This is a genomic window from Halosolutus gelatinilyticus, from assembly GCF_023028105.1.
Taxonomy (GTDB): domain Archaea; phylum Halobacteriota; class Halobacteria; order Halobacteriales; family Natrialbaceae; genus Halosolutus; species Halosolutus gelatinilyticus.
This window is the reverse complement of record NZ_CP095491.1, coordinates 1,267,287-1,281,961: the sequence shown is the minus strand read 5'-3', so window position 1 is coordinate 1,281,961 and position 14,675 is coordinate 1,267,287. Positions and strand designations below refer to the sequence as shown.

At 66.2% G+C, this 14,675-nt stretch carries 14 protein-coding genes; 5 read left to right on the top strand and 9 right to left on the bottom strand.

Annotated elements, in window-relative coordinates; genetic code table 11:
- Positions 1 to 164 precede the first annotated feature (164 nt).
- A complete protein-coding gene (locus MUH00_RS06505) occupies positions 165 to 581 on the top strand; it encodes a DUF2267 domain-containing protein (RefSeq protein ID WP_247003185.1) in 417 nt (138 codons plus the stop codon).
- Positions 582 to 639: 58 nt separating this feature from the next.
- Here MUH00_RS06505 and MUH00_RS06500 read toward each other — a convergent pair whose 3' ends face one another.
- The 3 genes from MUH00_RS06500 to MUH00_RS06490 all read right to left on the bottom strand — a co-directional run bounded on the left by MUH00_RS06500 (position 640) and on the right by MUH00_RS06490 (position 2,428).
- Complete coding sequence (locus MUH00_RS06500) at positions 640 to 1,194, bottom strand: DUF6790 family protein (protein WP_247003183.1); 555 nt, start codon at positions 1,192 to 1,194, stop codon at positions 640 to 642.
- Between the two features lie 125 nt (positions 1,195 to 1,319).
- Complete coding sequence (locus MUH00_RS06495; RefSeq protein WP_247003181.1) at positions 1,320 to 1,586, bottom strand: DUF7553 family protein; 267 nt, start codon at positions 1,584 to 1,586, stop codon at positions 1,320 to 1,322.
- Between the two features lie 185 nt (positions 1,587 to 1,771).
- Positions 1,772 to 2,428, bottom strand: coding sequence for a type 1 glutamine amidotransferase (locus MUH00_RS06490; protein WP_247003179.1), 657 nt, complete (start codon positions 2,426 to 2,428; stop codon positions 1,772 to 1,774).
- A gap of 138 nt (positions 2,429 to 2,566) precedes the next feature.
- On the opposite strand from MUH00_RS06490, the gene uvrB reads away from it, so the two are divergent.
- The gene (uvrB, locus tag MUH00_RS06485) at positions 2,567 to 4,624 is read left to right on the top strand and encodes an excinuclease ABC subunit UvrB (RefSeq protein WP_247003177.1); all 2,058 of its coding nucleotides are present in this window, start codon (positions 2,567 to 2,569) and stop codon (positions 4,622 to 4,624) included.
- A 140-nt stretch (positions 4,625 to 4,764) separates the two neighbouring features.
- Here uvrB and MUH00_RS06480 read toward each other — a convergent pair whose 3' ends face one another.
- The 6 genes from MUH00_RS06480 to MUH00_RS06455 form a co-directional block, all read right to left on the bottom strand.
- Positions 4,765 to 5,991: a putative manganese transporter gene (locus MUH00_RS06480; protein WP_247003175.1), complete on the bottom strand. Its 1,227-nt coding sequence runs from the start codon at positions 5,989 to 5,991 to the stop codon at positions 4,765 to 4,767.
- A 221-nt stretch (positions 5,992 to 6,212) separates the two neighbouring features.
- On the bottom strand, positions 6,213 to 7,577 hold the full coding sequence (gene nrfD / locus MUH00_RS06475) for an NrfD/PsrC family molybdoenzyme membrane anchor subunit (protein WP_247003173.1): 1,365 nt from the start codon (positions 7,575 to 7,577) through the stop codon (positions 6,213 to 6,215).
- A gap of 243 nt (positions 7,578 to 7,820) precedes the next feature.
- Entirely contained in the window at positions 7,821 to 8,303 is a 483-nt protein-coding gene (locus MUH00_RS06470; RefSeq protein WP_247003171.1) for a GNAT family N-acetyltransferase, read from the bottom strand.
- 111 nt (positions 8,304 to 8,414) lie between these two features.
- Entirely contained in the window at positions 8,415 to 8,708 is a 294-nt protein-coding gene (locus MUH00_RS06465) for an SUI1 family translation initiation factor (protein WP_247003169.1), read from the bottom strand.
- 983 nt (positions 8,709 to 9,691) lie between these two features.
- Positions 9,692 to 11,491: an excinuclease ABC subunit C gene (locus MUH00_RS06460; RefSeq protein WP_247003167.1), complete on the bottom strand. Its 1,800-nt coding sequence runs from the start codon at positions 11,489 to 11,491 to the stop codon at positions 9,692 to 9,694.
- A gap of 66 nt (positions 11,492 to 11,557) precedes the next feature.
- The gene (locus MUH00_RS06455) at positions 11,558 to 12,232 is read right to left on the bottom strand and encodes a hypothetical protein (RefSeq protein WP_247003165.1); all 675 of its coding nucleotides are present in this window, start codon (positions 12,230 to 12,232) and stop codon (positions 11,558 to 11,560) included.
- A gap of 101 nt (positions 12,233 to 12,333) precedes the next feature.
- Between MUH00_RS06455 and MUH00_RS06450 the strand changes: the two genes are divergently transcribed.
- The 3 genes from MUH00_RS06450 (at position 12,334) to MUH00_RS06440 (ending at position 14,588) form a co-directional block, all read left to right on the top strand.
- Entirely contained in the window at positions 12,334 to 12,603 is a 270-nt protein-coding gene (locus MUH00_RS06450) for a DUF7967 family protein (protein ID WP_247003164.1), read from the top strand.
- Positions 12,604 to 12,696: 93 nt separating this feature from the next.
- A complete protein-coding gene (locus MUH00_RS06445; RefSeq protein ID WP_247003162.1) occupies positions 12,697 to 13,614 on the top strand; it encodes an ABC transporter ATP-binding protein in 918 nt (305 codons plus the stop codon).
- A complete protein-coding gene (locus MUH00_RS06440) occupies positions 13,611 to 14,588 on the top strand; it encodes an ABC transporter permease (protein ID WP_247003160.1) in 978 nt (325 codons plus the stop codon). Before MUH00_RS06445 ends, MUH00_RS06440 begins: the two co-directional genes overlap by 4 nt.
- Positions 14,589 to 14,675: the final 87 nt, after the last annotated feature.

Genomic DNA, 14,675 nt, shown 5'->3' with positions numbered 1-14,675 from the left:
CATCGATCGCGCTCTCGCGCTCGGCGAACGGCTGGACGAGACGCGATCGTCCCCGGATCGGGTCCCGGAAGCGAGACCTGAGCGAGTCGGCGGGCCGCGGCCGCGTCCCGATCCCGGCAGCTGCCGCCCGAACGATGAGGGGCGGCGTTCCCGTGGCCACGGACATGGAACGCGCAGAACTCGTTCGGACGGTCAGCGATCGCACCGAAAGCGACGAATCGGCCGCCGAGAACGCGACGCGAGCGGTTCTTGCTACGCTCGGCGAACGGCTGAGCGCCGACCAGGCCGCAGACCTCGCCGCGCAACTCCCGGGCGATCTGAGCGAGCACCTCACGGAGGGCGAGTCCGGCCAGCGCTTCTCCGAGGAGGAGTTCGTCTCCCGGATCGATCAGCGCATGGAGACGGTCGATCTCACCGGGCAGGAGGCCGCGACGACCGTGATCGGGACCGTTCTCGAAGCCGTCGACGAGCGCGATCGCGCCGCGGTCGTCGACCAGTTCCAGCACTACGGCTTCGAGGAACTGCTCGCAGAGACGAACGCCGACGTCGACGTCCAGGACCGATCGCCGCGGGAATACTAGGACTCGACGGGAGAACGATCGCTCGGTGCGGAAAGAACGAGTGGCGTAAACTGAACCGCTACGAGAGGTAGAGAATCGCTCCGAGCCCGAGCAACACGATCGGAGTCAGTATATCGGTGAGGAGAATCCCACCCGCGTTCGCGGGATTGAGGTTGCCCCGCGTGCGGATCTCGCGGATGTGAACGGACGCGGCCCCGAGCAGGAAGATCGAGATGCCGATCGCGGTTGCGATCCAGAACCCGCCGCGGAACGGGATGCAGAGCAACCCGAGGGCGCCGAACGCGAGATTCGCGAACGCGATCTCCGTCTGAAAGGGATTGCCGGTCGGCCAGCCGATGAGGGTAGCGATTTCGTCGGCCTTGAAGTAGTGGCCGAGAAACGCCCATATCCCCTGGAGGCCGACCGTCACGACCAGAAACGAGAGCAGGAACGCCTCGACGGGCGCTGTGTTCCAGATGGCAATCTGGGCGACCGCGAGTACGATCGCGCCAGCGGGAAACGCGAGCGGCTGGGCGTAGTCCCGGGGTCGATAGTCGTCCTTCGCTGCGGGTTGTTGCTCATCACGTTCTGGGGACGATTCGGCGGGCGGCGATCGTGTCGAATGCGTAGTCATGTCGTATTTCACACGTGTGTGAAGCAGTTCTACTACGTCTCGCAACAGCATAAAGCGGTCAGCAACCGATACTGACTATCTCGCGGACGGGCACGATCGCCCTCGCCTCGGAGGGCGCGTACCGATCAGGCTTGGTCGATCCCCCGCCGGTACTCTTCGATCGTCTCGATCGCCGACTCGACCTTGGCTTCGGTGTTGCCGTCGGCTCGCTCGCGGACCTGGCGGAGGGTGTTGAGCCGTTCGTCGAGCAGGGCGTGATCCGGTTGGGTGTCGCCCATCACGTAGTCGGCGAACGCGTCCGTCGTCTCGCGGATATCGTCGCGGACGTCGTCGTCGGCCGACTTCGCCGCCTCTTCGAGGTCGTCGCGCGCCTGCTGGAGGTGGTCGGTCATAGGCGTGGCAACCACGACCCGGCCCATAACGGTTGGCCGGGCAGGAGCCACGTCCGCTCGGGCCGGTGGCGTTCGCCGGACCGTACTCGTCGGCGCGATCGGGCGACGGTCCGCGATCGCCACCGTACGATCCCGTTTCGATCGGTAGGGGCCGCATACGGCGATCGAGCCCGGCCGGGATCCGCTCAGTCGGCGGCCGCCTCCCGGACGAGCGAGACGAAGTTCTCGAAGACGCGATCGGCGGTTACGTCCGCGTAGGTGTGCTCGGTCTCGGTCCACCCGAAGTCGGCCTCGATCCGCCGGTGGAAGTCGCTCGTGAGTTCGGGGTGGAACTGGACCGTCCACAGCGGCGCGCTCCGGTGGCGGGTTCCGAAGTGCGGCGAGTGGTCGGTCGCGGCGATCACCGCCATGTCGTCGCCGGGTTCGAGGACGACGTCGCCGTGGATCGCCGGCACGATCGGTTCGACCCCCTCGAAGAGCGGGTCGTCCGCCAGGTCGACGGCGACGAGCCTGTGGATCGTCCCGACGTGTTCGACTCGACCGCCGAGCGCCGCGTTCGCGATCTGATGGCCGAAGCAGACGCCGAGCGTCGGAATCCGGCAATCGACGAGTTCGCGAACCAGCGCCTGTTCGTCCGCGATCCAGGGTTCGTCGTCGACCTCGTAGACGCCGGCCGTACTCCCCGTCAGGACGACGGCGTCGACCCCGTCGAGATCGGGCCGATCGCCGCCCGGAAAGTCGCACTCCAGACAGCCGGGAAAACACTCCGCAAGCGCGATCCGGTGGTAGTCGTACGCCTCGTCGATTTCGTTGTGGACGACGAGGATCGTCGGCGAAGCCATGGACACACGGTACGAGGCGTAGCGAGATAGTCCTGCAGGGTCACTCGCCGCTCGTGAACCGGTCCGCGCGTCGGCGCGGCTCGATACCGCGCGGATAAGCGTGCCCGTAAAGTGGCTTCGATCCCTACCCGAACCATCGTGAGCGACACTCGAGGCCCCCTCCAGCCGGACCGTCCCGACGCCGATCACCCGTTCGAGGTCGACGCCCCCTTCGAGCCCGCGGGCGATCAGCCCGAAGCGATCGAGCAGCTAGCCGAGGGCTTTCGGTCGGGGATGGAAAAGCAGACCCTGCTGGGCGTGACGGGGTCGGGCAAGACGAACACCGTCTCGTGGGTGATCGAGGAGGTCCAGAAGCCGACGCTGGTGATCGCCCACAACAAGACGCTGGCGGCGCAGCTGTACGAGGAGTTTCGAACCCTCTTTCCCGACAACGCCGTCGAGTACTTCGTCTCCTACTACGACTACTACCAGCCCGAAGCCTACGTCGAGCAGACCGACACGTACATCGACAAGGACGCTTCGATCAACGACGAGATCGATCGGCTTCGCCACTCCGCGACGCGCTCCCTCCTGACGCGCGAGGACGTGATCGTCGTCGCGAGCGTCTCGGCGATCTACGGGCTGGGCGACCCGCGCAACTACGTCGACATGTCCCTGCGCCTCGAAGTCGGCGAGGAGGTCGGCCGCGACGACCTCCTTGCGCGCCTGGTCGACCTGAACTACGAGCGCAACGACGTCGACTTCACGCAGGGCACCTTTCGGGTTCGCGGCGACACGATCGAGATCTTCCCGATGTACGGCCGCTACGCCGTCCGCGTCGAACTCTGGGGCGACGAGATCGATCGAATGGTCAAGGTCGATCCCCTGGAGGGCGAAACGAAGGGCGAGCAGCAGGCCGTCCTCGTCCACCCCGCAGAGCACTACTCCATTCCGGAGACGAAACTGGAGCGGGCGATGGAAGAGATCCGAGAGGACCTCGATAAGCGCATCAGCTACTTCGAGCGCACGGGCGACCTGCTCGCCGCCCAACGCATCGAGGAGCGGACGACGTTCGACCTCGAGATGATGCAGGAGACGGGCTACTGCTCGGGCATCGAGAACTACTCGGTGTACCTCTCCGATCGCGAGTCCGGCGACGCGCCGTACACCCTGCTCGACTACTTCCCGGACGACTTCCTCACCGTCGTCGACGAATCGCACGTCACCCTTCCGCAGATCCGCGGCCAGTACGCCGGCGATAAGTCCCGCAAGGACTCGCTGGTCGACAACGGCTTCCGGCTGCCGACGGCGTACGACAACCGGCCCCTCACGTTCGAGGAGTTCCAGGAGAAGACCGACCAGACCCTCTACGTGAGCGCGACGCCCGCCGACTACGAGCACGAACACAGCGAGGCGATCGTCGAGCAGATCGTTCGACCCACCCACCTCGTCGACCCGAAGGTCGAGGTCTCGCCCGCCACCGGCCAGGTGGACGACCTCATGGACCGCATCGACGAGCGGATCGAGCGCGACGAACGCACCCTCGTCACGACGCTCACCAAGCGGATGGCAGAGGACCTGACCGAGTACCTCGAGGAGGCGGGCGTCGACGTCGAGTACATGCACGACGAGACCGATACCCTGGAGCGCCACGAGATCATCCGATCGCTCCGCCTGGGCGAGATCGACGTCCTCGTGGGGATCAACCTCCTGCGGGAGGGGTTGGACATCCCCGAGGTGTCGCTCGTCGCGATCTTGGACGCCGATCAGGAGGGCTTCCTCCGCAGCGAGACCACGCTCGTCCAGACGATGGGGCGGGCGGCCCGCAACGTCAACGGCGAGGTCATCCTCTACGCCGACGAGCCCTCGAACGCGATGGAGGCCGCGATCGAGGAGACCCAGCGACGGCGCGAGATCCAGCGGGAGTTCAACGAGGAGCACGGCCACGAACCGACGACGATCGACAAGGAAGTCGGCGAGACGAACCTGCCCGGCAGCAAGACGGACACGTCGGGCGTCTCGGGGAAGGACATTGAGGACGACGACGAGGCCGCCCGCTACGTCGCCGACCTCGAAGAACGGATGCAGGAGGCCGCGAGCAACCTCGAGTTCGAACTCGCCGCGGACATCCGCGATCGCATTCGGGAAGTGCGCGAGGAGTTCGACTTAGCCGGCGACGAGGACGAGGGGATCGCGCCGCCAGCCGAGGAGTTCTGAGCGTCCGATTCTCTGATCTGCACCGATCCGCCGGCTTCGGTTCCGGTCCGATCCGAAGCGGTTTCTCGGATCGTCCACCGCTTTTCGACTCGACGAGCCGTCGTTGTTTTCACGAGGGGGTGGCCGGCCTCATCGGTGGGTCACCCCAGGACTCCGAACCCGAACTCCGGCATCCCGAACACGGGTCCCCACAGCAGGTGGAGCGCGACGCCGACGACGATCGCGGGGAGGACGTTGTAGATCGAGGCGACGATCGCGGCGCGGGCGTCGACGGCCAAAAGCGGGAACAGGGCGTCGCCGTCCTGGCTGATCGCGTTGGCGGTGAGCGCGGAGAAGGGCAGGCTCCCCTCGGCGTAGACGCTCGCCAGCAGGATCTGGGGACCACAGCCCGGAATCAGCCCGACGATCGCGCCGCCGATCGGGGCGAAGATCCCCGCCGCGGCCGCGATCGCGGCGACGTTGAGTCCGGTGAGGACGACCGCGTACTCGTAGATCAGGAGGGCCACCACGACCCAGACGGTGACGAAGCTGGTCTCCATCGCCGCGTGGGTGAGCGTGTCGTAGGCCGACGAGAACGACTCGCGGGCGCGGGCGATCTCGCCCTCGCCAACGTAGTGGCGGCCGACGCCGTAGAGGTACAGCGACAGCACCGTTCCCGTGACGCCGACGGCCGTGAACGCGCCGTCGAAGCCGACCCCGAGCGCGAGCGGGACTTCGGGGCCGCCGCGGAGGAGGTAGACCGTGCCCAAGACGAGTCCGGCGACGGCAGCGATCCACCAGACGACGTGTGCGAGGTGGGACAGCGGCGTCAGGATCCGCGACCGCCGATCGGGGCCGTGTTCGTGGGCGTGGGTCGGTGCCCCGCCGGGATAGTCGTGGGCGGGATTGGGGCTGACGCCACCGCGGACCGCGGTACCGCCGTCGGCCATCGCCGGCGAGAGCTTCGCGACCGCCGCGTCGACTCGGGAGACCCCGAGGCCGACGGAATCGACGAGGTATCCCGTCGCGACGGAGGCGGCGAACGCGATCGCGTAGGCGTAGAGCGCGGCCTCGGGGGCGAGCGCGAGGATGACGAACGCCGAGTCGCCCGCCGTCGCGCCGAGGGTCGCGACCACCGTCCCGAAGCTCACGGTGCCGCGGACGTACAGCGGCATCACGACGATCGCGCCGCCACAGCCGGGCGTCAATCCGAGGAGGCCGCCGAACAATACCTGGAGGCGCTCGTTGCCCTCGATCGCGGCCAACAGTGCGCCGTCGGTTCGGTACTGGATCAGGCTGAACGCCAAGACCGTCACCGCGACGAACGCGCTAACCTGGACGTAGCTGTCGCGAAGTGATTCGAGGAGCACGACGAGAAGCTCGTTCACGAGTTCTCACCCGCGGTTTGGTTTCCATACATCCGAAGATTAGACATCTCTAAAGCTGGATTTAGCGTCCTAGAATAAATAAGTTGCTGTGAGAGCACGCGAGCTAGGTCCACTGGAACGATCCGGTCGGTCGCGATCGGGTCGGGCGGCAACCGCTCCCGATCGGTCGAACCGAGACCGCTCCCGATCGAACTGAGCGTAGAATCGGCGTTCGCGCCGGGTTAGGACGATTCGAGGGGAGAGTCCCCGCTTCGGTCGTGGGACGTCTCGGAGTCGTGGCCGTCCCGCAGGTGTTCGATCGCGTGCAGTTCGACCACGGGGATGACCTTCGCGACGAGCGCGAAGAACAGCGTTACCATGGCGACCGTTCCGACGAGCGACATGATCTCGATGAGGCTCGGGAAGTAGACGCCCGGGGTGGCCGCGTAAATGTCGAACGTCGGGTGCAGGAAGCCCTCGACGACGAAGAGGATTTTTTCCAGGACCGTCGCTGTGAGGACCATCACGCCGGCCACGACGGCCCGCTTCTTGGTGAAGAGGCTCGGCCGGATCGCCTGCGCGAAGATGTAGACGAGGACGGTGAAGACGAGCAGCATCGCGAACCGGTAGATCGGACTGTGGAGCCGCGCCTCCGCCGCGTGGCCGACGTCGACCGGCGGCTTGAACAGACCGGTGACGTTCTGCTGGAGCTGCAGCCAGAGGAACAGCAGGCAGAAGAATCCGAGCCAGAGGAGGAGTCCGCGGAAGATGTCGTCGGTGATGATGTGATCCCAGTCGTAGGCCCAGCGGAAGCCGTACGCGAGAAGGATCACGCCGCTGATCGCGGACGTGAGTGCGATCGTGAGGAACTGCGGTCCCTGGACGCCGCCGTACCACGTCGGGTACGTCGGGAGGACGGCGAACAGCCACGGGATGACGCCGCCGTGGAGCAACAGCGGAGCCATGATGATGATCGCCAGCGCGAGCCACCAGACCATCCGCTGGACGACCGCGTCCTCGCGCTCGGTGTAGCCGATCGTGAGGAATTTGTAGATCGGCCCGAGCCGGTCGGGCAAGTCGCCGCGCAGTCGCGTGACGTCGTAGCGGACCGTCAGCCCGAGATACGTCGCGGTCAACACGAAGTAGGCCGTGATGACGGTGACGTCCCACACCAGCGGCGAGCTGTGGACGGTGATGTGGTAGTGGCCGAGGACGCTCGTGACCATCCGATCGGGACGGCCCAGGTGGATGATGATGTAAAAACCCGCCGCGGAAAGGCCGGCGATCGTCAGCAGTTCGGCGAGGCGGGCGACCGGCATGTACCGATCCATTCCGAGCAGCCTGACGGCTGCGGAGAGGATGATGCCGCCGTGGGCGATGCCGACCCACCAGATGAACGCCCCGATGTACAGTCCCCACGTGACGCCGCCGCCGGTTCCCCAATCCGAGAGTCCGGTGACGACCAGTCCTTCCGCGAGCTGGATCCCCCAGCCGATCAAGAAGAGGACGAACGCGAGCCCGGCGAGGGCGACCAGCGCGTAGTACTTCGTCGACGTCTGTTTGATCGGACGGAGAATATCCGCCTCACTCGGCTCCTTCGTTGCCATACTGTATGCTTCTTTAACAGATGGGTGCTGCGCACTTGCTTCCCCCCGATGAATGTGCAAGCCCCTTCTTGTGGGGGGCTCGAACCGACGCCGGTCCGATCGGCCGTCCTCGCCTCGAGGCCGGCGGCTGCCGCCGCTCGGACCCGATCGGTTGCCCCGCACCGGATCGAAGCGAGCTACTCGTACCGCGTCGGAACGCCGGCGAGGCGTCGGTCCCGTCGCGATCGGTTCGTCCCCACTCCGTCAGAGGTCGAGCGTGTAGACCACTTCACGACGCTGCTCGCCGCCGATTTCGACCTCGCCCTCGCCGGTCCGCTCGAACCCCTGTTCCTCGTAGAACCGCCGACCCTGTCCGTTCGACGCGAGATCGATCGCGCGCATCCGATTCATATTGAAATCCCGCAGGTCCTCCTGAAGCCGTTCGTGCAGGGCGGTGCCGATGCCCTCCCGCTGGTGATCCGGATGGACGGCCATGCGGAGGACGTCGCCCTCGTCGTCCTGGACGACGCCGTGCGTGAAGCCGACGATTTCCCCGTCCTGCTCGGCGACGAGGAACGCGGTTCCGGCCTCCGAGAGCGCTCGTTCGAGCGCCTCGTCGCCGTACCAGTCGTCGATCGTCTCGTCGATCGTCGCCGCGTCGAGTTCGTCGTACGTGTCGTGCCAGGTCGCGCGGGCCACGCGCCTGATCTCCTCGCGATCGTCCGTCGCGGCTGGTCGGATCTCCATGGTCGACGCTACGCGATCGAGGGGCAAAGTGGTTCCACCGCGCTACACAGCAGACGCCGACTCCGCTCGGACGGGCGCGGGACGCCCTGCGGTCGTCGGCTGCGACCCGACTCACTCGCGAACGTCGAATCCGCGCTCGCGAAGCAGGTTCGGGACGCGATCCAGGTGGTCGCCCTGGAGTTCGATCCGCCCCTCGTCGACCGTGCCGCCGGTCCCCATCGACGACTTCAGATCCGAGGCGATCGATTGAATCTCGGGCTTCGGAAGGTCGAACCCCTCCACGATGGTGACCGGTTTCCCGTATCGGCGGCTCTCCTTTCGGATCGACAGCACCTGTTCGGCCGTCTCGAGGTCGCCCTGGCTATCGAGTTCGTCGAGCAAGTCCTCGAGTTCGTCGTCGTCCATGGTGCGATAGTCGACACCGAAGCGCATAGGGCTATCCCTGTCTTCGCAACCGGTCGCCGTTGCGGGCGATCGTTCGGCCCGATCGCCCTACGAGTACCGATCCGCGATCGCGGTGTCTGGTCTACCATTCGCGCGTACGAGCGCGATCGCTCGATTTGTTACCGACGCCGATTTCCGATAGTTTGGCGATTCCCACTCGTTGGGAGCGAGTTCGACGGTTAATGCTACGTGCACCCAAATGACGAACTGTCGCGTGCACGCCGGCACGTGACCATGCTACCGTAGGCACCCTGGTCAAAATCAATCATTCATCCTGTGACCGATTGCGACCGGGGTCCCACCCCCCCACGTACCATCGTTTTCGGCGGTACTGCGTTCGAACCGAATTCGAGCGAGTACCGCCACGGCCCGCCGCTCGGCGCCGGTGAGCGGCGATTCCGGGCGCGCTCGATCGGTAACTGGTGTACGTCCGCTGAGAGTCGGTGCCCGAAAACGAGCAGATCCCCAAAACCGACCCGGGCGACCTGCTTGATCTATACGTGTTGGATTTTCTACGGCATATAATTGGATATATATGCGCTCAAATTGGCGTATTGGCATACTTTTCGCCAACAAAAACGCTTATAATTGACCACACGGTATACGATGGTGCGGTGGTGATGCTACCGATCCACACGAGAACCAATCACGCTAACACCGAAACCGTCAGTGGCCTGTGGCACTATGCTACCTCATGGGAGTTCGGTTACGTGCTACCCTTTCATTGATCGCCAACCCGGCGATACAACCCCGATCCGTGGCTCGATCGGCATGCTCTTGAGGGCCTGTTGTCCAGGTCCTCAGCGGTATTCTTCAACTAGGTTACCTCCTCACGACCTTCTCGTACGGTACTAGTCTCGAACCCGATCGAGAACGGCCTCAGCGCGCCGTTCACCGACCGCGGTGCCGATCTAGGTTTCGTTCCGGCGGACGATCCCTACGCGCTACAGTCGGGACTTGATCGTCTCGGCCGTCTTCTCGCCGACGCCCGACACGCTCCGCAAGTCCTCGATCGTCGCCTCCCGAACGTTCTCGACGCTGCCGAACCGCCCCAACAACCGCTTGCGGGTTTCGGGACCGACGCCGGGCACATCGTCGAGAACCGTCTTGACCTCGTCGCGGACCGTCTGGTGGTACTGGACCGCGAAGCGGTGTGCCTCGTCGCGCACGCGCTGGAGGAGGTGTAGGTGCGGGGCGTCCGACGGCCACGAGAATTCCCGATCGGGGGTGACGACCCGCTCTTCGGCCTTCGCGAGCGCGATCGCGGGAACGTCCCAACCCGCCTCAGTCAGCGCGTCGCGAGCGGCCGCGAGTTGGCCTTCGCCGCCGTCGATCAGCAGCAGGTCGGGATCGGGCCGATCGTCGCGGCCCTCGACGGCGCGGCGGGCGCGCCACTCGACGAGCGCCCGCATGTTGTCGTAGTCGTCGTTCTGGTCCGTGAGCTTCTTCCGGCGGTAGTGGGCTTTCTCGGCGCTCCCGTCGACGAACGCGACGTTGCTTCCGACCGCCGACCGCCCCTGGGCGTGGCTCACGTCGAACCCCTCGATGCGCCGGGCGGCGTCGAGGCCGAGCGCGTCGGCGAGCATACCGCACTCGTCGCGACCGCCGACGTTGCGCCGGGCGTTCTTGAGCGCGAGTTCGACCAGTTTCGCCTCGCGGCCAGCGCCCGGCACCCGGACGGCGACTCCCTCGGCGTCGAGCCACGCCGCAACCTCCTCGTCGCCGTGGCGCTCTGGCAGGAGCAGCGCGTCCGGAAGGTCGCGCTCGGCGTAGTACTGGACGATGAAGGCCGCGAGGACGGCGGGGACGCCCCCGTCCCGGTCGCTCGTCTCGCGCCCGGTTTCGGCGTTCTCGACGTCCGCCTCACCTCCGGGCCCGGGCCCGGTTTCCGGCCCCTGGAGCGCGTGCCGATCGCGATCGACCAGCTTTCCGTTCTCGGCGCGCAGGCGGGCGACCGTGGCGGTCTCGCCCTCGATCGCGACCCCGAGCACGTCGACGGCGCGCTCGTCGCCGACCGACTGAACCGCCTCGCCGCCCCCGCCGTGGAACGCCTCGACGGTCTCGAGCCGATCGCGGAGGTTCGCCGCGCGCTCGAAGTTCCGGTCCTCCGCGGCGGCTTCCATCTCCCGGCGTAGCGGATCGGCGAGGACGCCTGTTTCACCCTCGAAGAACCGTTCGACGGCGGTCACGTCCTCCCGGTAGCTCTCGAGGTCGATTTCGCGGGTGCACGGGGCCGTACAGAGCCCCATCTCGTAGTCGAGGCAGGGCCGATCGCGACCGGCGTACTTGTGGTCCGAACAGCCGCGAACGCCGTACGTCTCTCGGAGCGCCTTCACGACGGTGTCGACCTGCCCCTTGTTCGTGAACGGCCCGAAGACGGTGGCGGACTCGCTGGGATCCCGGGTCGCTTCGATCCGGGGCGCCTCGTGGTTCGTCAGCTGAACCATCGGGTAGGACTTGTCGTCCTTGAGCCGGACGTTGTAGCGGGGCTGGTGGCGCTTGATGAGGTTCGCTTCGAGCAACAGCGCCTGCGTCTCCGTGTCCGTGACCGCGATCTCGATCCCGTCGGCCCGATCGACCATCCGGCGGATGCGCGCGCTGCGCGGGTCGGCGTAGGAGCCGACGCGCCCGCGCAGGTCGACTGCCTTCCCGACGTACAGCGTCGTCTCGCCCTCCCGGAACTGGTAGACGCCGGGCTCGCGGGGCAACGATCGAGCGCGCTCGCGAACCTCGTCCGCGTTCATCGGCGGCCGTAGGGCGCCCGCGAATTTGAGGCTGACGTCAGCGATCGGCGTCCGCCGAGTCTGCCGTCACCGCTCGGGGTCGGGATCGACGTCGGGTTCGAACTCCCGCTTCGAGCCGACGTCGGCGTCACCCGGCGGGAGCGCGGCCGCGGCGTCGTCCGCGTCGGACGCCGGCGTCGAGGGGTCGATCGCGTTCGCCAACTCCGTCACGCGACCGGCCTCGACGTCGACGTCGGTGACGGGGAGATCGAGGTTCTCCTCGCCGGCGATCCGGACGATGAGCCGGCGCGATCGCGATTTGACGTAGCGAACGCCGAAGGCGACGGCGATCGCGAGGAAGCAGACGCCGACGAGGGTGATCCCGACGTCGAACGCGACGAGCAGCGTTCGGACGATCTCAAGTGCGCTTTCCGCCGCGCTCGCGACCGGACCGCCACTGTCGAGATCCGTCCCGCCGAACAGCCCCGACGCGTCGACGACCGACGCCGTCGCGAACAACCCCGCACCGAGCAGTCCGGCCACGATCGCGCGGACCGCCTGGCGGAGATTTCCGTCGGTCTCGACGGCTATCCTCCGGACGTTGGGTCGGTCGACGTCCCGGAAATCTTTCCCGCGGCCGCCGGGCGTGAACGCGAGCAGGCGGTGGGTCGTGACGACGATCGTCGCCGCGTCGAGATCGACCCGGTGGCGTTCGCGCTCGCCGTCGTACAGCAACTGGTCGACCCGATCGGTCCACTCCATCGACGGATGCTCTTCCGCCGGTCGTAAAGTAGGGCGGGGCTTACTCGCGGCCGTCGATTCGACGCGGTACTTTCTCGGTAGTCGGCCCGAAACCTCCCCGTATGAGTAACTCGACCGTACAGTGTTGGCTCGTCGAACGATCGTTCGACCAGCGCAACCTCGTCACGCTCGTCTACGCGACCCCCGACGGCTCGCGCTACCAGCAGCGAGAGCGATCGTCGACGGCCCTGCGGTCGGGTCCGACGGTGACCGCCGGCGCCGAGATCCCCGAGTCGGAACTCCAGCCCGTGACCGACGAGGAGACCCGCGAGCGCTACGCCGACGAGGCCGAACGGATCGCCGAGCAGCACGCCCCCGACGACCCGATCTGAGGCCCTGGCGTTAATTCCCGCTCCACGAAACTGTAGATTAGTGAGTGCAAGTAACAAACCTTATCGGGAAACGCCGTGTCCACACAGACGACTATGCCCGCTATCACAGTCGACGGCCTGACCAAATCCTACGGTCAGACCCTCGCGCTCGACGACCTCAGCTTCGAGGTCGAAGAGGGCGAGGTGTTCGGCTTTCTGGGTCCCAACGGCGCCGGGAAGTCGACGACGATCAATATCTTGCTCGATTTCGTCCGGCCCACGGCCGGGCAGGTCGCGGTCCTCGGCCTCGACGCGCAGGCGCACAGCCGCGAGATCCGCTCGCGGACGGGCGTCCTCCCCGAGGGCTATGAAACCTACGACCGGCTCACCGCCCGCCAACACCTCGAGTTCGCCATCAAATCGAAGGGCGTCGACGACGACCCCCGGGCCCTCCTCGAACGGGTCGACTTGGCCGACGCGATCGACAAGAAGGCCGGCGGCTACTCGAAGGGGATGGCCCAACGGCTCATGCTCGCGATGGCGCTGGTCGGCGAACCCGACCTGCTGATCCTGGACGAGCCCTCCACCGGACTCGACCCCAACGGCGCCCGCGAGATGCGGGAGATCGTCCGCGAGGAGAACGCCCGCGGCGCGACCGTCTTCTTCTCGAGTCACATCATGGAGCAGGTCGAAGCGGTCTGCGATCGCGTCGGCATCCTCCGAAACGGCGAGATGGTCGCCGTCGATTCCGTCAAGGGGCTGCGCGATTCGGTCAGCGACGGAACGGTGCTGCGCGTCACCGTCGATCGGATCGACGACGGCGCCCTCCAGGCCGTTCGATCGCTCCCCGACGTTCGCGACGCCGTGGTCGAAGGGGAGACGCCGCCGACGGTAGTCGTCCAGGTCGACGGCTCGAAGACGGCCGTCCTCTCGATGCTCGAAGACCGCGGCATCGAGGTCCAGGACTTCTCGACGAGCGAGGCGTCGCTCGACGACGTCTTCCAGTCGTACACCACGGGGGTACAGGCATGAGCACCGAAACCGGAACGGGAACCGGATCGGGCACCACGGCTCCCTCGAGTTCGGTCAACTTCGAGAGCGTCCGCGCGGTCGCGAAGAAGGACTTCCAGGACGCCGTCCGCTCCTGGACGTTCTGGGGGCTGAGCATCTTCTTCTTCACGCTGCTCGTCACCGTGACGGGCGCCATCGCGTACTTCAACGAGGACATCGCGCAGGCGGGCGCCACCACGGAGGCGCTCGTCCTCTTCGTCAGCCAGATCACCCGGTTGATCATCCCGCTGATCGCGCTGGTGCTCGGCTGGAAGGCCATCGCCGGCGAGCGCGAAACCGGCAGCATCAAGATCCTGCTCTCGCTGCCCCACTCCCGGAAGGACGTCCTCCTCGGGAAACTGGTCGGCCGATCGGCCGTGCTCTCGATCTCCCTGGTGCTCGGCTTCGCCTTCGCCGCGGTCGTCGTGGCGGCGCTGCTCGGGAGCTTCGATATCGTCGACTACGCGGGCCTGCTCGTGATGGCGATCATCTACGGCGTCGCCTACACGAGCATCGCCGTCTCGCTCTCGTCGGTGACGCGATCGACGACGATCGCCGGCGCCGCGATGTTCGGCGTGTTCATCATGTTCTACGTCGTCTGGAACGCGATCCGGACCGTCTTCGATCTGTTGGTACAACGGGAGATTATTCAGGGCGTCAGCTACACGTACCAGGCGCCCACCTTGGACGGATCCGTTCAGGAACAGTCGGCGGAGCGAATTCCGGACTGGGCGCTGTTCATCGAGACGATCGATCCCGGCAACGCGTTCCAGAACGCGATCACGGTCATCAGTTCGGCCGGCGGGAGCCAACTCGGGACGGTCTATCCGGACGCCTACTTCCCGGACGGCGTTCCGTTCTACCTTCAGGACTGGTTCTCCTTTATCATCCTGCTGGCCTGGATCGTCGTCCCGATCGCCATCGCTCTCTACCGGTTCGATCGGGTCGACCTCTAAGTCGGTACTCCGTTTTCGTAGCCGCGATAGGACGATCGATCGTAACGTGATCTCCTGGCCTGTACAGTATCTGGATACTACGTTTGC